At 61.6% G+C, this 16,275-nt stretch carries 10 protein-coding genes and 1 pseudogene; 6 read left to right on the top strand and 5 right to left on the bottom strand.

From position 1 onward, the window contains the following. Positions 1–116: 116 nt before the first annotated feature. From MKL11_RS28465 to MKL11_RS28455, 3 genes are all read right to left on the bottom strand, one after another. Entirely contained in the window at positions 117–1,475 is a 1,359-nt protein-coding gene (locus MKL11_RS28465) for a glycosyltransferase (RefSeq protein ID WP_243949832.1), read from the bottom strand. 434 nt (positions 1,476–1,909) lie between these two features. Beyond that, positions 1,910–2,809, bottom strand: a complete 900-nt coding sequence (locus tag MKL11_RS28460) for a hypothetical protein (protein ID WP_243949830.1) — start codon at positions 2,807–2,809, stop codon at positions 1,910–1,912. A 124-nt stretch (positions 2,810–2,933) separates the two neighbouring features. After that, complete coding sequence (locus MKL11_RS28455) at positions 2,934–3,731, bottom strand: glycosyltransferase family 2 protein (RefSeq protein WP_243949829.1); 798 nt, start codon at positions 3,729–3,731, stop codon at positions 2,934–2,936. A gap of 305 nt (positions 3,732–4,036) precedes the next feature. Here MKL11_RS28455 and MKL11_RS28450 point away from each other — a divergent pair, with 305 nt between their 5' ends. The 4 genes from MKL11_RS28450 to wecB all read left to right on the top strand — a co-directional run bounded on the left by MKL11_RS28450 (position 4,037) and on the right by wecB (position 7,896). Continuing rightward, complete coding sequence (locus MKL11_RS28450; RefSeq protein WP_243949827.1) at positions 4,037–4,723, top strand: glutathione S-transferase family protein; 687 nt, start codon at positions 4,037–4,039, stop codon at positions 4,721–4,723. Positions 4,724–4,772: 49 nt separating this feature from the next. After that, positions 4,773–5,651: an SDR family oxidoreductase gene (locus MKL11_RS28445; protein ID WP_313900791.1), complete on the top strand. Its 879-nt coding sequence runs from the start codon at positions 4,773–4,775 to the stop codon at positions 5,649–5,651. After that, entirely contained in the window at positions 5,651–6,673 is a 1,023-nt protein-coding gene (locus MKL11_RS28440; protein ID WP_243949823.1) for a polysaccharide biosynthesis protein, read from the top strand. The genes MKL11_RS28445 and MKL11_RS28440 overlap by 1 nt, the downstream gene beginning before the upstream one ends. Before the next feature lie 86 nt (positions 6,674–6,759). Then, positions 6,760–7,896: a non-hydrolyzing UDP-N-acetylglucosamine 2-epimerase gene (gene wecB / locus MKL11_RS28435; protein ID WP_243949821.1), complete on the top strand. Its 1,137-nt coding sequence runs from the start codon at positions 6,760–6,762 to the stop codon at positions 7,894–7,896. 626 nt (positions 7,897–8,522) lie between these two features. Here the strand turns inward: wecB and MKL11_RS28430 are convergent. Continuing rightward, a pseudogene (locus tag MKL11_RS28430) lies at positions 8,523–9,190 on the bottom strand (transposase). Positions 9,191–10,015: 825 nt separating this feature from the next. Here MKL11_RS28430 and MKL11_RS28425 point away from each other — a divergent pair. Then, positions 10,016–10,189, top strand: coding sequence for a hypothetical protein (locus MKL11_RS28425; protein ID WP_243949818.1), 174 nt, complete (start codon positions 10,016–10,018; stop codon positions 10,187–10,189). Between the two features lie 800 nt (positions 10,190–10,989). Here MKL11_RS28425 and MKL11_RS28420 read toward each other — a convergent pair. Beyond that, positions 10,990–11,403 (bottom strand): esterase family protein, encoded by a 414-nt coding sequence (locus MKL11_RS28420; RefSeq protein ID WP_243949816.1) that lies wholly within the window; start codon positions 11,401–11,403, stop codon positions 10,990–10,992. Positions 11,404–12,746: 1,343 nt separating this feature from the next. On the opposite strand from MKL11_RS28420, the gene MKL11_RS28415 reads away from it, so the two are divergent. After that, entirely contained in the window at positions 12,747–16,265 is a 3,519-nt protein-coding gene (locus tag MKL11_RS28415; protein WP_243949813.1) for a rhamnan synthesis F family protein, read from the top strand. Positions 16,266–16,275: the final 10 nt, after the last annotated feature.

The raw sequence follows: 16,275 nt of genomic DNA, 5'->3' as shown, positions 1-16,275 counted from the left end.
AACCGCGCCAGTCGCCACTCGACCGTGTCTGGGGCCACGAGACACACGACCAGAGGCCGCTGGCTCTGCTCCGTCCACGACGCGCCGGCGTTTGGCCGATCACATGGCCTGCCGGATCACGGATCCACGACAGCCCCCAACTGATCTGTGATGCACGTCAGCCACTCGATCGGCGATGCGTCCCAGGGAAACGTCCGGCCGTGTTCAAAACCTACGATCCGCTCGGCGAAGGCGCCGATGTCGGAACAGAGGACCGGCAGGTTCAACCGTAGTGCGGACGTGAGCGTATAGGACCACGTCTCGGGGCACTGGGCCGGAAACCATGCGAGATCAGGGGCCTCGGCGAGGATAAGACTCTCAAGCGCCTGATCCGCATAGCGGCCGGTCACCCGGACGTTCGGTCCCAGATTCGCGACGTCGTCGCAATGTCCGATGATCACGAAGGTCAGATCGAGATTCCTTCGGCGAGCGAGGTCGAAGACGGCTCGCGCGACCTTGTTTCCCTTGTGATCCTGAAGGTAGCCGAGGAGCGCGACCTTCATCGCGTGTCCGGTCCCATTCATGGGCGCGGTCGGCCCGAGCCTGCGGCCGTTCGCCGACACGCTGAATGACTCGTGCGGCACAACCGACAGTTTGAGTTCGGGATAGATCCTTCTTACCCGGTTCCCGACATCGTTCGACGGAACGATTACCCGCCGAGCCCTCTCGAAGATCCATCGTTGAGACCTCTGCCAAAAGCGGACAGTTCCGGGATTCGGGATGATCGCGGCCCTCTCCAAATCACGGTGATAGAGTTCTAGATCGTCGCCGACGTACCTGCGGTCTAGCCCCAGCAGATGTGGCTGCGGAGAGACAAGAAAATAATCGTGCAAATAGAGATCGATCGGCGCTGTCAATTCTTCAATGAGTGATGAAAGATCATCAAATCCGTACGTGTGATGGATTTCGATTGCCGACAGCTGGAGATCCGTCAAAAGTCGGAGGAGCGTGTGGCGCTGTCCTACCGGGATAAAAAATTCGATCGCGCGGTCCTGCGATCGATAGTGCAGGGCGGCCCCACCTGCGACAGCCATCAAGATCAGGACCGGCCGCTCGGGCGACAGCGTTGCGGCTCGCTCTTCGACGAAGCGGCTCACGCCGCCCCCGAGATTGTGGGAGATCATCAAAACAGCAGATCTCCGTCCATCGTCGGCCGAGAGGATCTGTTCGAGTTTCCGGCTTGCAAATCGCCCGGCGACCAGCGCCAAATCCGCGAACGACGTTGCTGGACTGCGTTCGATGATCCTCGCGACCCGGTTACCGGTCCCGTCCTCAATCCCAAGAGACTCGGCCAGCACCTTCAGGGTTGCCGGTGAAACATCCTGAGCGGGATGCCGGCCTTCCTCGCTACCCCACATTTCGAAGTGATAGAGCGGATCGCATCCGACCGCCGCCACGTCGGGATAGAGCGATTGATAATGAATGTCGTCAAACAAGGCATTGGGTGTCAACCCACAGCGCCGCCCAATGTTTAGAAAATGGCCAAGCAGCGTTTGTGGGCTTCTTTGAACGGGGCAAGGTAGCTGCCTCCGATACCAGACACTATCGAATAATGGATGCGGGCTGACGTTGAAGTCGGAGCCTATTTCAATATAGTGCAGGAGTGCATTGTCTCCTGTCACGAGGTCTGCAGCTTGCCTACGGTAATGAGCGATGTCAAACAAGGGATTTGGCCGACACAGCAGGTCAGCCCCACCCCCGAGAAAATGCTCGAGCGGATCCTCATCCGGGCGGAGCGCCGCCTGGTAGGCCGATGTATACCATGATCGGTCGAACAGGCCAGATGCCTCTATGATCGAACGATTCAACGCCCTTATAGACGGACGGACCTGCGGCCGTTGAGCGCCCGCGGATCCCTGCTGACGACCTATCATCGCGGGTCGGTCGCTCGTTTGCGCCAATATATAATTTCACGATTGGCATCTTCGAGGTCGATCGCCAACATCTCAGATCTGCCTCGAAGCTGATCGGCCTCCCGCTCCATAGATGATGCGCGCTGTCGCTCTGCGTCGAGCGCGCCACTGAGCAGTGATAATTCAATCATTATCTTGTCATTGTGCGTAATGCTGCGCTGATGGGCGGCATTCTTTGCATAGAAATTAATTTGCGTCCGCTCTAACTCGAGGACAAACTGTTCGAGATCGGCCTGGATCGTCGCCCATGCAGCCTGCGCGACATGTCGCAGCTCCACCAGCGGGGTATCCGGGTCCGTCTTGACGCCAGCTTCCTGAAGCGCGGCGGCCAGTTTCGTGGCCGTCCCGACCAGATCGGCTCCGCTACGGGCTCCGCGCCGGGCGCCGGCCAACGGAGGCTGATGAATTTGCACCGCGTCCAGTCGACCCTCTGCGGCGCCGTATCTGATAAAATGAACCAATGGATTCGCAGCCGCAGCGCGGATGTCGGGATAGGCCGAGAGGTACCGTGCGCCGTCAAACTCCGGACTGGGTGCCCGCTCCTCTAAGCCGCCGTGAATGAGATAATGTTTGACCGCGTCCAAGATGGGCTTAGGAACATCAGGGTTCGATGCCACGTAAAATTCGTAATCGAAGAGGCCGGAAAGGATAATTAGGAGGCAGTCTGCCCATTCTTTTCGGTCGGATCTTCTGGCCCGCCTCCGTGTGGAGCCGATTGAAGGCCACGCGGTACGCTCCCGATTTTGCTCGGCTTGCCACGCAGCAACTTCAAGGACGACACGGGCGGCCGACAAGACCTCGGCCTGCCAAGCACGCCAGAGAAGGCGAGCATGTTGCGTGTTGAAGATCGTGGGCATCGTGCAGGGTGCCTGAAACGGAGTGACGAGGTAGACGACACTTCGAATGCCGACGGAGTCACCCCCGGCCGCGAAGTTCGGCGCAGGGCCCCGGGCTGTGGCGGACGGCGGCTCAACTCGTTGGTCATCCGATCCGCCAGTCGGAACGGTTCGGTCTGGCTGGACCGTGCCTGCGGCGCTCGACGTGCTTGGCGATGCGCAGATGGCGAGAGATCGCATAGTTCATCGCCGTCAGGAAGCCGTAGGTGCCGCGCACGAAATGGCGGCGGCCGAGATACGCCTTCAGGAAATTGCCCGGCAGTTCGACGAAGACGCGCCAGTCCGGGATCGTCACCCCCCGGGCCTCCAGGTCGTCCGCCTGCTGGTCCGAATAACGGTTGAGCTTGTCGAGCTGGTCGCCGAGCGAGCGCACGGAGAAATGGTGGATCACGCCCCTGAGCCGTCCCGCCGTCACCCCGGGCTCCAGCGCCACCCGGTCGTGGACCGGCGATGCCGAGTAGCGGCCTCGGTCCTTCCGGTAGAGCCGCACCGGGGTCAGCCTATAGGCGAGCGGGTGTGGGCGCGTCTCACCCGGAAAGATCTCCGCGATGCCGATCCGCCAAGCCGGCCGGCGCGGCTCGCCTTGCGCGAACAGGGCGCGGATCTCCCGGACGAGGGGCTCGGGCACCACCTCGTCGGCGTCGAGGTTCAGGAGCCAGACGTGGCGGCACTGCTCCTCAGCGAAGCGCTTCTGCGGCCCGTAACCCGGCCACGGATTATGGATCACCCGCGCGCCGAGCGATTCGGCCAGTGCCTGCGTGCCGTCGGTCGAGCCCGAATCGATCACCACGAGGTCGTCGGTCAGGGCGCGCACCGCCCGGATCGTCGCGCCGATCCGGTCCGCCTCGTTGTGGGCGATGAGGAAGACCGACAGGGGTATCATCGGCTTGAGTCGAGATCGCTCACGGACTGGGACGCATCGCGGAACCGGGTTCGGACGGTCGATCTGCACTTCGCCGAATGCATAGAACGCCGCGCCGGCCGGGATACTCGAAGATGGGTCGCCGCATTGGTGCCCGAGGCGGCGTATAGCCGCCACCTCCGAGCCTGTCGACCCGACGCATCTGACGTTGCCTTGTGCGCCGCGGATGCGCCGTCCCCATGAAGCGAGGCGTGCAGCCGGGTCCATCCCGACGATGACCCCGGGATCTGCATGGCGTCCCATTTCTCGAACCACGGGAGCACTCCTTGATCGACGAAACTAGCCTCGCGCTCTTTATCGCCCCGCGCTCTCCGTTCTGCCGAAAGGTCGTTGCCAGCGTCGTTGAGTTCGGTCTTCAGCACAGGATCGATTTGAAGATCGTGGATCCTTGGACCTGCCAAGCGCTCCGTGCCGTCAACCCGCTCTGTAAGGTCCCGACCCTCGTGCTCCCGGATCGGACTGCGTTGTTCGATTCTCCCGTCATCCTTCAGTACTTGCAAACCCAGTCCGATCAGCTGCTGCTTCCCAGCGGAGACGCGCGGTGGGACGTTTTGCGCCGTGAGGCGCTGGCCGACGGCCTCGCCGATGCGGTGATCCGCAGGTTCGTCGAAGGTCTGGGTCAAGCGGACGAACGCGCATCCCAAATGATCCATCGTCAGGAACAGGCGATCTTCGCGATCTTGGATCACTTCCAGAATGAGCGCGCCTGGATGGCATCGGCGGTCGACCTGGGCCAGGTAGCGCTCGCATGCGCGATCGCCTACCTCGACGTCCGCTCGCCGGCCCTCGCCTGGCAGCAGGATTGCCCCTTGCTTGCCCGGTGGTTTTATGATTTCCGTGCCCGGACGTCCATGATGATCGCCGCGTCGCCTGACGCCGGACAGTTCCGCACGCTCGATCCAGAGCCCCTTCCGGCAGCATTCGTCGCTCTGTCTCGAACAGGGCAGAGCTGAAGCCGTCGCGGCCCGGCGAAGCCATCGCTGCATACTGAGGATCTCTCCTGTGAGGATTGCAGTTCTAGGCGCGTCCGGTATGCTCGGAAACGCCGCTTTTCGGATCCTCGCTCGGCAATTTCCCGGCGAGGTCTGCGGCACGATGCGGTCCAGTCCTGCGCGCGGCGCCTTATCGTCTGAGGCCGCTTCCAAAATCGCCGTTGGACTGGACGTGCAGGATTTTGATTCCCTGGCCGGGTTCCTGCGGGATGCCCGCCCTGCCGTGATCCTCAACTGTATCGGGGTGGTGAAACAACTCGCCTCCGCCAAGGATCCGCTTACGTTGATCCCGATTAACGCCATCCTGCCGCACCGGCTGGCACGCCTCGCGGACCTTATCGGCGCCCGCCTCATCCACGTCAGCACGGATTGCGTCTTCTCCGGTCGGAAGGGCGACTATATAGAGACCGACATCCCCGACGCCGAGGATCTGTACGGCCGCTCGAAGCTGCTCGGCGAAGTCGATTATGACAATGCGGTCACCCTTCGCACGTCCATCATCGGCCGTGAGATCGGCAGCCGCAATGGTCTCGTCGAGTGGTTCCTGTCGCAGCGGGGCCGAACCCAGGGCTACCGTCGCGCCATCTTCTCAGGCCTCACGACCGATGAACTCGTCCACGTGATGATCCAGCACGTGCTGCCTAATCCGAGTCTGCGCGGCGTCTACCATGTGAGCGTCGATCCCATCAGCAAATTTGATCTGCTGACAATTATCAAGGACACATACCGACATCCGGTGGAGATCGAGCCGGACGACCGGCTGGCGATCGACCGGTCGCTCAACTCGGATCGCTTTCGCGCCGCCGTCGGATACGCGCCGCCCCCATGGTCCGAATTGATCCGGCGCATGCGTGCGGTCGACGACACAACCTTCGCGCAGGAACGGTGATGTTTGCTGGCAAGACGCTTCTCATCACAGGCGGTACGGGTTCGTTCGGCAACGCCGTCGTCCAACGCTTTCTAAGCACCGACATAAGCCAAATCCGAATCTTCAGTCGCGACGAGAAGAAGCAAGAGGACATGCGCCTTCTGCTTCGCGATCCGCGCGTCCGGTTCTTCATCGGCGATGTCCGCGAATACACCTCGATCGCCCAGGCCGTGAAGGGCGTCGACTACATCTTCCATGCCGCGGCGTTGAAGCAGGTTCCGTCCTGCGAGTTCTACCCCATGGAAGCGGTGCGAACGAATATCTTGGGCGCCGAGAACGTCTTGAACGCCGCGGTCGACAACGGCGTCGAGCGCCTTGTCGTCCTCTCGACAGACAAGGCGGTCTACCCGATCAATGCCATGGGCCTAAGCAAGGCCATGATGGAGAAACTGACCATTGCTAAGTCGCGGATGCTCGGAAAGAGCGACACGATCCTGTGCGCGACCCGATACGGCAACGTCATGGCTTCCCGCGGTTCGGTCATCCCGCTGTTCGTGAGTCAGATCAAGGAGGGGCGAACCATAACCATCACGGATCCCGCGATGACGCGGTTCCTCATGTCCCTCGAGGATTCCGTGGATCTCGTGCTGTTCGCCTATCAACATGGTCGCCAGGGCGACATCTTCGTGCAGAAGGCGCCCGCCTGTACGGTCGCGGACCTCGCTGAGGCTGTTCGGACCGTCTTCAAGGCACAGAACGAAATCAAGATTATCGGCACCCGCCATGGCGAGAAGCTCTTCGAGTCGCTCGTCTCCCGCGAAGAGATGGCGCGCGCGGAGGATCTAGAAGGATTCTATCGGATTCCAGCCGATGATCGAGATCTCAATTATTCCAAGTTCTTTACATCCGGTGAAACTTCCATATCTGCGGCAGAAGATTATACCTCACATAATACAGTTCGCCTGAGCCACGATGAGGTTGTCGAGTTGCTCCTGGGTCTCGACTACATCCAGCAAGAGCTGCGGAATTTCCGCGCGTCGTGAACTGTTCGAGGATGCACGCCCCCGCACGGCATCCATCCAGGCGCCATGCGGATCTTCAAGACTGTCGATGAGAGAGTGGGACGATCATGCGCAAGATCCTCACTGTGGTTGGCACCCGCCCCGAACTGATCAAGATGTCGCTGGTGATCCGCAAGTTCGATCGCCTGACCAATCACGTCCTTGTCCATACGGGGCAAAATTACGATTACGAATTGAACCAAATTTTCTTCGACGATCTCGGCATCCGCAAGCCAGATCATTTCCTCGATGCGGCCGGTCCCTCCGCTGTCGCGACCATCGCACGGGTGATTGAACGCTCAGACGAAATCTTCGCCCGCGAGAAGCCCGACGCTGTCCTGATCTATGGCGATACAAATTCCGGGCTCTCCGTCATCTCGGCCAAGCGTCATAAGATACCAATCTTTCACATGGAGGCCGGCAATCGCTGCTTCGATCAGCGGGTGCCGGAGGAAGTGAATCGCAAGATCATCGATCATCTGAGCGATGTGAACATGGTTCTGACCGAGCACGCGCGGCGCTATCTTATAGCAGAAGGGCTGCCGAGCCAGCGTATCTTCAAGGTCGGTTCGCACCTGACCGAGGTCCTTGCCGAATTCGCTCCCAAAATTGCCGCCTCGACGATCCTCGACGATCTTAGCCTCGCAAAGAATCGATTCTTCGTTGTGTCGGCGCACCGGGAGGAAAACGTCGATTCACCTGAGCGCTTGACCGCCTTCGTCGAGGAGTTGCGCCGCCTGGACGAGGCCTTCGGATTCCCGATCATCGTCTCCGTACATCCGCGGACGCGCGCCCGCCTTGACGCTCTGGGCCACGCCGATCTTCCGGGTGGAGTCCAGTTCCTCCGTCCGTTTGGCTTTACCGATTACATAAAACTTCAAACGTGCGCCTATTGCGTGCTTTCCGACAGTGGCACCATCACGGAGGAAGCTTCCCTTCTTGATCTGCCCGCGGTGACGTTCCGCGATGCGCACGAGCGCCCCGAGGGCATGGATGCCGGGACGCTCGTCGTCGCGCCCCTCGGCAGGACCGGCTTCGTCGAAGCTGTCCGGACCGTGCGAGATGGGTATAGCGGCAGCCGCCGCTTCAGCGGTTCGGTCGATGATTATAATTCCAAAGACGTGTCGACCAAGATCGTGCGCATCGTCCTGTCGAACATCGACTATGTCAATGCGGTCGTATGGTCGAAGAACACGATGGCGTAACTATCTGATGAAGCGGCCGGGCAGCTTTATCAGGCACAAAAGGACGGCCTAAATGGCGATTCTTATCATTTCAGTAGTGCGCTGATTGCTATGATGTCAGTTTTGCGTAATTAACGGTAGATTTGCAGCAATTATAGAATTGATGCCTGGAGAGACATTGCGCTTGTCGTTCGCGTTACGAGCTCAATCTAAGCCCAAGTTGCCTGTCTCCTGGCGAAGCTTGAATTGTTTGAAAGCTCCTCCCAAATTGCTCAAGCGCCTGGTATTTGTCATTTGGTCGCAAGAGCGCAGCGGGTGTCTTGTGAAACATTCCATAAGGGCCACCGCGGTCAGCTGTCGCAGATTGGGCGAAGCGGGTTTTTAGGGAACGCGGCTTTCTAATCCCCGTTGTCCTCCAAATGGAAGGTCCACGAGGCTGCGATGAACGCCGATTTAGTTGAGACCCGTGCGCAGGCACTTGAGTTACTTGACGCTGAAATGATCACGTTTGGAATGTACGTTGCCCTTTGCCGCTACAAGGGCTGGCAGGCCTAGGGACCCGGCCCCGCCTTGTCGTGGGGTGATCATTGGTGTGGCCTGGGGCGACAGGCGATCGCGCACGCCCTGTATCCTAGAGCTGCGCCCGATCATGTAGAAACGGCCAAGTCGTCTTCGTAACCGGCGGCGGTGAGACAGTTGCGGCACGCTTCTGGTTTGAAGCCGGTGAAGGCTTCGCGGATGGCAACCCAGAGGTCTAGGATGGTGCTGGCAGCAGCAGTTCGGAGAAGGTGCTTCAGCTTGGCGAAGATCTCCTCATCCTGAACCTGTCGAAAGTTCGATGGGGTTGAACTCGAGGCTGTAGGGTGGGAGGTAGAGGATCCGCGCACCCACCGCCTCGATGGCCTCGCGCACCCCGGCGATCTTGTGGGCCTGCAGGTTGTCGAGGATCACGGTGTCGCCGGCTCGCAGCACCGGGACGAGGCTGTCGGTGACGTAACTGCGGAAGCGGGCACCGTTCGTGGCGCCATCGGCGAGGCTGAGTGCGCACAGGCCGGCGGTGCGCAGAGCGTCGGTGACGGTGGTGGTCTTATAGTGCCCCTGCGGCACGAGCAGGCGGCAGCGCTTGCCGCTGCGCGCGCGTCCGTAGCGGCGGGGCACGCGGGGCCACCTGACCCTCCTGTCGGACCCGCGCCGCCCAGCGGCTCACGCTCAACACGCTCACCCCGAAGCTGGCCGCCGCGGCGTGGCAGGAAGCGTCCTCTGCCACCGCCGCAACAACGCGTTCACGCAGATCGATCGACAAGGATGACGGCATCGGCAGGCTCCTCAGCCCACCAACACGGCAGATTAGGACACATTGCTAACCGAACGGGTACCGCTCTAGTGGATTGCAAAGCAACTCGATACGGATCGGCGCGGTTATCGCACACCCGTGGTAAGATCGGTAAGCAGCCCATCGGAGAGTGACTTGATTGCCATATCAAGTGGCCGTCAGGTTCGTTAGAGGGCTTGACCGGCTGGTCGAAATTTTCCTCAGCTTAAAAACGAAATATCGTATATCTCATTGTGCTTATTGTAAAGTACTTAGCTATGTTTTCTGGCCAAATTCAGAATGACGGAAGCTATGCGGGATCGATTTGGCCCTCGTAAATTCTGTCTTTCGGTCATTCCTCGATCTGTATAGGGAACAGGCAAGCGTCCGATTTCACTAGTCTAAGGGCCGTGCCGGCACGCAACCCGCTTTCAGAAGATAACGTGTGTGGCTGATCTACCTCGATCGTCTAGGCCTAGGACTGCTTGAGAGAGGGACCGCCTCAGCAAACCGGGCACGCACGACTAGCGGTGCGGGCCGGGGCGTACACGCCATTCGGCTTGACAGTTCGTGTGCCGGTACACTGCTGTATGGGCGTCCACTGCGATGCTATCTGCACTACCAGGGTCTTTCGCCAACGCATGAATTTCGTTCCGTCCGGTGTACTTGGCGTCCTCGTGAGAATGGGACTGGGGCGGTTGCGAGGTGGCAGCGTGTCCGTTTTGGGACGTTGACGCGGATGCTGGGGGCTTGGGGTGGCCACAGCGTAACAGTCTCGCAATTCACAGTCGCGTATACGACCCGCCTGACATTGTGGGAGCGTAGGCGATGAGCACGGCGACCGGACGCGAAGCCCAGCAAGCTGCCAAGCCTGGTGAGCGCGATACGCAACGCGACCTGTACGATCCGCACTTCCCGGTCAAACAGCGCGCGCGGGACACGTCCGAGCGCACGCGAACTGACACCTTCGACCCGCATTTTCCGCAACGCAAACGACACTGATGGTACTCAGAAAACTTTCAGTCCTGCCTCGGCTTCGATCAGGAAAATATGCTTGCTGATACACTTACATCGACGGATGGGGTCAGGGGATTGGCCGATGCCGACGAGAGTATCAAGGGGCAGACGAAGGGCTCGGCCCGTCGGTTGCGCGACGATGTAGCGTCTGATCGCCGCCTGCAGGTTGACGATGCCGATGGCTGAACTGCGCCCTAGCCGACGCCGGGCGCGGGCAGGAAGAAAACTACAGACTCCGTTGATCCGGGCAGCCGGGGTTGGAGTACAGGGGGCGCCCCAATCCGGTGACGGGCGAGCCAACGGCGCATGCTTAGACGCTTATGGGTGGCGACGCCATTCGGGATAGCTTGCCTGGTGGGATAGCGTCCTCGACGGCCTTGAGTACGCAGATGAATTTCCTGTTTTGTGCTGCATACAACCGAGTGCGGCGCCCGCCGGGACGGCGAGGGTGGCGGGCAGCGCTGTCGTGCCGTGACGGGACTATCGTGGGCCTGAACGGCGAAATGACCCGGGGCGAGCGGACGGCCGGGGCGGGTACGCTGCCGAGACTATTTATAGGTAGAGTCGCGTGTTCGCTAAGCCAAACATGGAAAGAAATAGAGACGTTTTCAGCGAACTATCGTGTGCCCTCGCATTTGGAATGAAGTTTTGCGCCTGAAACGAAGTTCTCGTTTGCGGCATCGGCGACGGACGTGAATGCCACACGCACGTTCCGCCCGCAATCAGGTCGCAATTCTTAAGGACATTTGTCAGGTCAGCCAAGTCAATGTTTCAGACGTGCGTTCTCATTTGAGATAGCTGCGAAGTACGCGGGCAACTTCACCGCTTTTGGCCAGGGCAAAAGCGGTCGCATGGCCGCCGACCCGCACATCTTCGGCTGTAATCCCTTTGTGACTTTCGATAAGGGAGACATGCTGTCTATCCAAATCTTCAGAGCCATCATAGAATATGCGCACATCCGAGTACGACATATCAAGTTGGCTTAAATCGAGATAGTCGAAACCAATGGTATTGATTTCATTCATCTTCGCCTCCCATCTTCGATCGCCGATCCTTTCAAGAAAATCGATCGATAAATCGATCTGGGGCGAAAAAGCAATAATTTGCTCAGCTTTAAGGATCGTTCCTAGTAATATTGCTCCATGCCCACCCATGGAATTGCCCATTATCAGCAGACGATTGATATCGTGGCTTTCCATTACTCGCTTAATGCCTGCCACAGTCGAGAATAGGCCGTTGCTGAATCCTAGGATGGACCCGTGGAACCAGTATGATGTCTATCTGATAGGAACAATTTACTACATTCGAATTGATCTAGCATTTGTTCCCATTCGAAATCCTGATGGGATTGCACCGCGTATCCTGTTAGTGATATTGCAAGAATTTTGCCAGTACCCTTCTTGAATTTAAAATCTTTCATTTTGAGTGTCCGTCTGACCGATGCTTTGATGCGTAGGAGGATGCGATCTGGAAAATTTACTTCGGCCGGTCGATGCACATCAGAATGCATGAATGAAGTATGAGCTACGTTTCTATCAGGGCCGCTCTATAAAATTTTGCTTAACGTAGATCCGAACAGAATAAAAGGCGCCACATGTCGGGGCTGAAGGGGCCTCAGCGAGGTCGGCGGGTCGGCGCAATCGGTAGGCCTGCTCCCGCAGCGGCGTCGGTTTGCGAGCCGCTCGGCTCCCTTACGACCGATGACGAAGCCGGTTTCGACCCGCGTTATCATTAGGTTTGGGTGGAACCGGGGGGCGGGTGGATGCCTAGTGGCTGAAGGCATGACCGTTATTGAACGGGTCGACGGTCCGACATCATTCCGATCAGCTTTCGTATCCGGCGCGATGACCAGCGGCGCACCGCGATCGATGCCACGATCGCAGCTGCTGAGATTGTGTCCTTGTTCCTCTGCGGCACGACGAGGTTCACCGTCCGATACGGGACGACGTGCAAGACCGCAGCGATACCCAACGGGAGCTTCGCCGGCTTGAACGGCTTGGTGCCGATCGAGGCAGGATTGCAGCGCAAGAGTCGCGCGACTGCCTGCGACCGGGTCAGCATCTGATCACGTTTCAGGTCCCTCGGTCCCAGCCAGGCCCTACAATCAGCCCAGTCCAGAGCTAGCCGGTCCCACGACACGCCTCAGCGGCGATTTTGCCTGCTCACGCGATCCGCCGCCCGGGATTCTCGTGATGTGGTGCGGCTTCGACCGGCCCGCCACGCGCGCTCGATTCCACGCGTGCTCGATCATCGCCGGGATATTGATGAGTGGGACGCCCTGCCACGCGCCACGTTCGTGGGGGCGAAAGGTACGCTTGCAAGGTGCGCGGCTCAGCGGAAGCGGCCGCGACAATAGCTTGTCGTCGGCACTCAGCCCTCAGCGGGGCGGTGGGCATGCGTATGGGTCGACGTGCTCGTACGCGAAGCAGACCGACGATTTGCGAACTACCCTGCCCTTGCTGTACGTCCCGCCACACCACGCCGTCTGGCGCCTGCGACGGCATCCCTCCCTGACGCACGTAGCCCATTCTGAAGTCCCGATATGGTCCGCTACACTGCGCTCCTCCAGATGCTGCGCAGCATCCTCGGCGTTGACCGCACCGCCGTGACGGCGCAGCGGGTTGGAGAATCCGAATTCTTCGACGCGGAATGGTATCGCGCAACTCAGGCGCCGGACGTGCCGCTGGCCGAAGCCGCCCGGCACTATGTGCAAGAGGATGCCGCACGTGGGCTGAGCCCGAGCCCCTTGTTCGACGGTCCGTGGTATCTCACGAATCACCCGGACGTCGCCGCTGCGGAGTTGAATCCGCTGTTGCACTACCTGGACAGCGGATGGTCGGAGGGACGGGAGATACGTCCGATCACCGACCCGGACGAGGTGGCGCGGATCGCGCAGTCCGAGCTGTTCGACGCGGATTGGTACCAAGCGAGCCAGGCACCCGGCGTGACGCGGGACCGGGCCGCACGCCATTACCTGCAGGAGGGCGCCGCGAATGGGCTGAGCCCCGGCCCGCTGTTCGACGGGCCGTGGTACCTTGCCAACAACGCCGACGTCGCTGCGGCCGGCCGGAATCCCCTTCTGCATTACCTGAACGACGGGCGCGCCGAGGGACGGCCCATCTGCCCCTTCGCCGACCCAGCGGCGCTGGCGCGGATCGAAGGCTCCGAGTTTTTCGACGCGGACTGGTACCGGACGACCCACGTCCCAGACCTGTCGCCGAACCAAGCCGCACGGCACTACCTCCGCGAGGGGGCAGCCCTCGGAATGAATCCCGGCCCCCTGTTCGACGGGGCGTGGTATCTCGGCAACAACGCCGATGTGGCCGATGCCGGCGCGAACCCGTTGCTCCACTACCTGGTGAGCGGACGCGCGGAGGGACGGCCGATCCGCCTCGCCGTCGCCCGCGACACCGGCGCCCGCGTGATCGAGACTCTCCCCGTCGTCCTGCGTGAGAGCGCGGCCGCGAGCATCGTCGTTGTCGTCCACGCCTTCTACGTCGACGTCTTCGAGGATCTGCTCCCGCACCTCGTGCGGGCGATCCCGCAGTTCGACCTGCTGGTCTCAACCGATGAGCCCGCGAAGAAGAGCGCGATCGAGGCAGCCGCAGAGCGCGCCGGCCTGGTCCATCGCTGCCGGGTCGTGCTGGTGGAAAACTGCGGGCGCAATTTCGGGCCGCTCGTCACCGTGTTCGCGCCCGACATCCTGCGCTACGAGTACGTGCTCCACGTCCACACCAAGAAGTCGCTGTTCAGTGGCGCCGAGCAGACGCGCTGGCGCGACGAGATCTATCGCGCTCTGTTCGCGAACGCCGCCTGCGCCCGCCTCGCCGTGGCCCTGCTGGACGACGATCCCCGGATCGGCCTGTTCTTCCCGGAGACCAGCAAGCACATCGTCTATTGGGCACATACCTGGCTCGCTAATATCGGCGCGGGCTACGGGCTGCTCGACCGGCTCGGCCTGCGCTACGACGGGTTCGACGAGTATCTCGACTATCCGGTGGGCGGCATGTTCTGGGCGCGGGTCGACGCCCTGCGCCCGCTCCTGACCGCCGGATTGACCCCGCACGATTTCCCCGAGGAGCACGGCCAGAGCGACGGGACGCTGGCCCACGCGATCGAGCGGGTGGTCCCCATCGTGTGCCGGGCCCAGGGCTACAAAGCGGTCTGCTTCGAGTACGAAAACGGCCTCGCCCGCATCGACAGCAGCGCGCGCAACTGGCATCAGTACAGCGCTCGGACGCAGGACCAGGCGCTGCTGGCGCTGCACGACGTCGACCTCGTCTCGTTCGACCTGTTCGACACCCTCGTGAGCCGTCCGGCCCGGCGCCCGGATGCGGTGCTCAAGCTCGTCGAGCACCGGATTTCGGCGCAGGCGGGCCGGCCGATCCCGCTGTTCGCGGAGCGTCGGGCCGCCGAGAACCGGGTGCGCGCCCGCAAACACCACCAGGGCGACGTCAACCTGTCGGAGATCTACGCGGAGCTTGCCGCCTCGGGGCCGATCCCCGGCGACGTGGTCGCGCGGGCGCACGCCCTCGAGAAGCGGATCGACCTCGGCGCCCTGCGCCCGCGCACGGAGGTCATCGCGGTCCTCGAAGCGGCGCATGCGCTCGGCAAGCGGATCATCCTGATGACGGACACCTATTACGAGGAGGCCAACATCCGCGGCATCCTCAGCGCGATCGGCGTCGCCGACCTGTTCGCCGCGATCTACGTGTCCAACGCGGTGGGTGCGCGCAAGGACCGGGGCGACCTGTGGCGCCACGTAGAGGAGACCGAGGCGGTGCCGCGCGCCCGCTGGCTGCATGTCGGCGACAATGAGCACTCGGATATTCAGGCGGCCTGCGACCGTCGCATCCCCTACCTGCACGTCGCCCATCCGGCCAAGATCCTCGCCCAGAGCGGGTTCGTGCGGGACGAAGGCGATCTAGCGCGGACATGGCCGTCCGATCTCGTCGTCGGCCACGCCATGCTGGCGCTGGGCCGCAATCCGTTCCTCGGTCGAGCCTCCGGCCCCTACCTGTCCCTCGGCTCCAGCCGTGAGATCGGGTACGCCGTGTTCGGGCCGCTGATGCTGGTCTTCCTATCCTGGCTGATCCGCCACGAAGGCTTGGCCCGGGTCGAGCGGCTGTACTTCCTGGCGCGCGAAGGCGACGTCCTCGTCAGGATCTACCGGCTCATCCGGGAGCGCTACGGCTGGGACCACCTGCCCGAGGGGCGCTACTTCCACGTCTCCCGGCAGACGGCGATCGCAGCCGCCCTCACCAAGGCGTTCCGCCCGGACCTGGTGACGGCGGCCGGACGCTACGTGGGCACCGTGCAGGGGCTCCTGTGGAACAGGGCCGGGTTCACGGCCCCGGCGCATCTCGAGCTCGACCGCATCGCGGTGCGGCTTCCGGGCGATGTCGAGGTTGTCGAGCGGATCATGACCGACCTCGAGCCGGAGATCGCGGTGCATGCCGCGGACATGCACCGGCGCCTTCTGGCCTATGCCCGGCAGGAGGGGTTGGACCCGGATGTCGCCTGCGGCGTCGTCGATGTCGGGTACTCGGCCACGATCCAGCGGATGATGCAGACGGCGCTCGGCCGGCCATTGGTCGGGTTCTATCTAGCGGCCCTGGACAAAGCGAACGCCGTCGCGGCGGAGGGCGGCTCCGCCTTCGGCTGCCTCTGCGAGAACGTCGCGACCTTGACCGCGTCGATGCCCGCGCTGAACCACTCCCTCTCCGTCGAAGCCTTCCTGACCGCCACCCACGGGCAGGTGGTGGGCTACGACACCGCGGGCGATCGGGTCGAGCCGCTGTTCAAGGCGGATCCGCGGACGCCGGAGGAGCATGCCATCCTGGCCGAACTGCATGCCGGCGCCGAGCAGTACGTGATCGAGACCCTCGACCTCTACGGGCCGGAGCTGCTGCGGGCCGAGATCCCCCTGATGGCGTCACAGGAATTCCTGCGCCTGCTGATGGAGGGCGCGATCGCCACGCCCTCGGAACCGATCAGGAAGCTCGGCGTCGAGGACGATTTCTGCGGCTTCCCGCTCCACAAGGTCTACGCGGGGGTGTAGCCGCGGCGGC

It is taken from the genome of Methylobacterium sp. J-077, from assembly GCF_022829365.1.
Classification (GTDB): domain Bacteria; phylum Pseudomonadota; class Alphaproteobacteria; order Rhizobiales; family Beijerinckiaceae; genus Methylobacterium.
This window is presented reverse-complemented; position numbering and strand designations above follow the sequence as displayed.

Bases quoted from the DNA above. Each gene is read 5' to 3' on its own strand.
- MKL11_RS28460 (WP_243949830.1), bottom strand. From the start codon at position 2,809: ATGCCCACGATCTTCAACACGCAACATGCTCGCCTTCTCTGGCGTGCT.
- MKL11_RS28455 (WP_243949829.1), bottom strand. From the start codon at position 3,731: ATGATACCCCTGTCGGTCTTCCTCATCGCCCACAACGAGGCGGACCGG.
- MKL11_RS28440 (WP_243949823.1), top strand. From the start codon at position 5,651: ATGTTTGCTGGCAAGACGCTTCTCATCACAGGCGGTACGGGTTCGTTC.
- wecB (WP_243949821.1), top strand. From the start codon at position 6,760: ATGCGCAAGATCCTCACTGTGGTTGGCACCCGCCCCGAACTGATCAAG.
- MKL11_RS28425 (WP_243949818.1), top strand. From the start codon at position 10,016: ATGAGCACGGCGACCGGACGCGAAGCCCAGCAAGCTGCCAAGCCTGGT.
- MKL11_RS28420 (WP_243949816.1), bottom strand. From the start codon at position 11,403: ATGGAAAGCCACGATATCAATCGTCTGCTGATAATGGGCAATTCCATG.
- MKL11_RS28415 (WP_243949813.1), top strand. From the start codon at position 12,747: ATGGTCCGCTACACTGCGCTCCTCCAGATGCTGCGCAGCATCCTCGGC.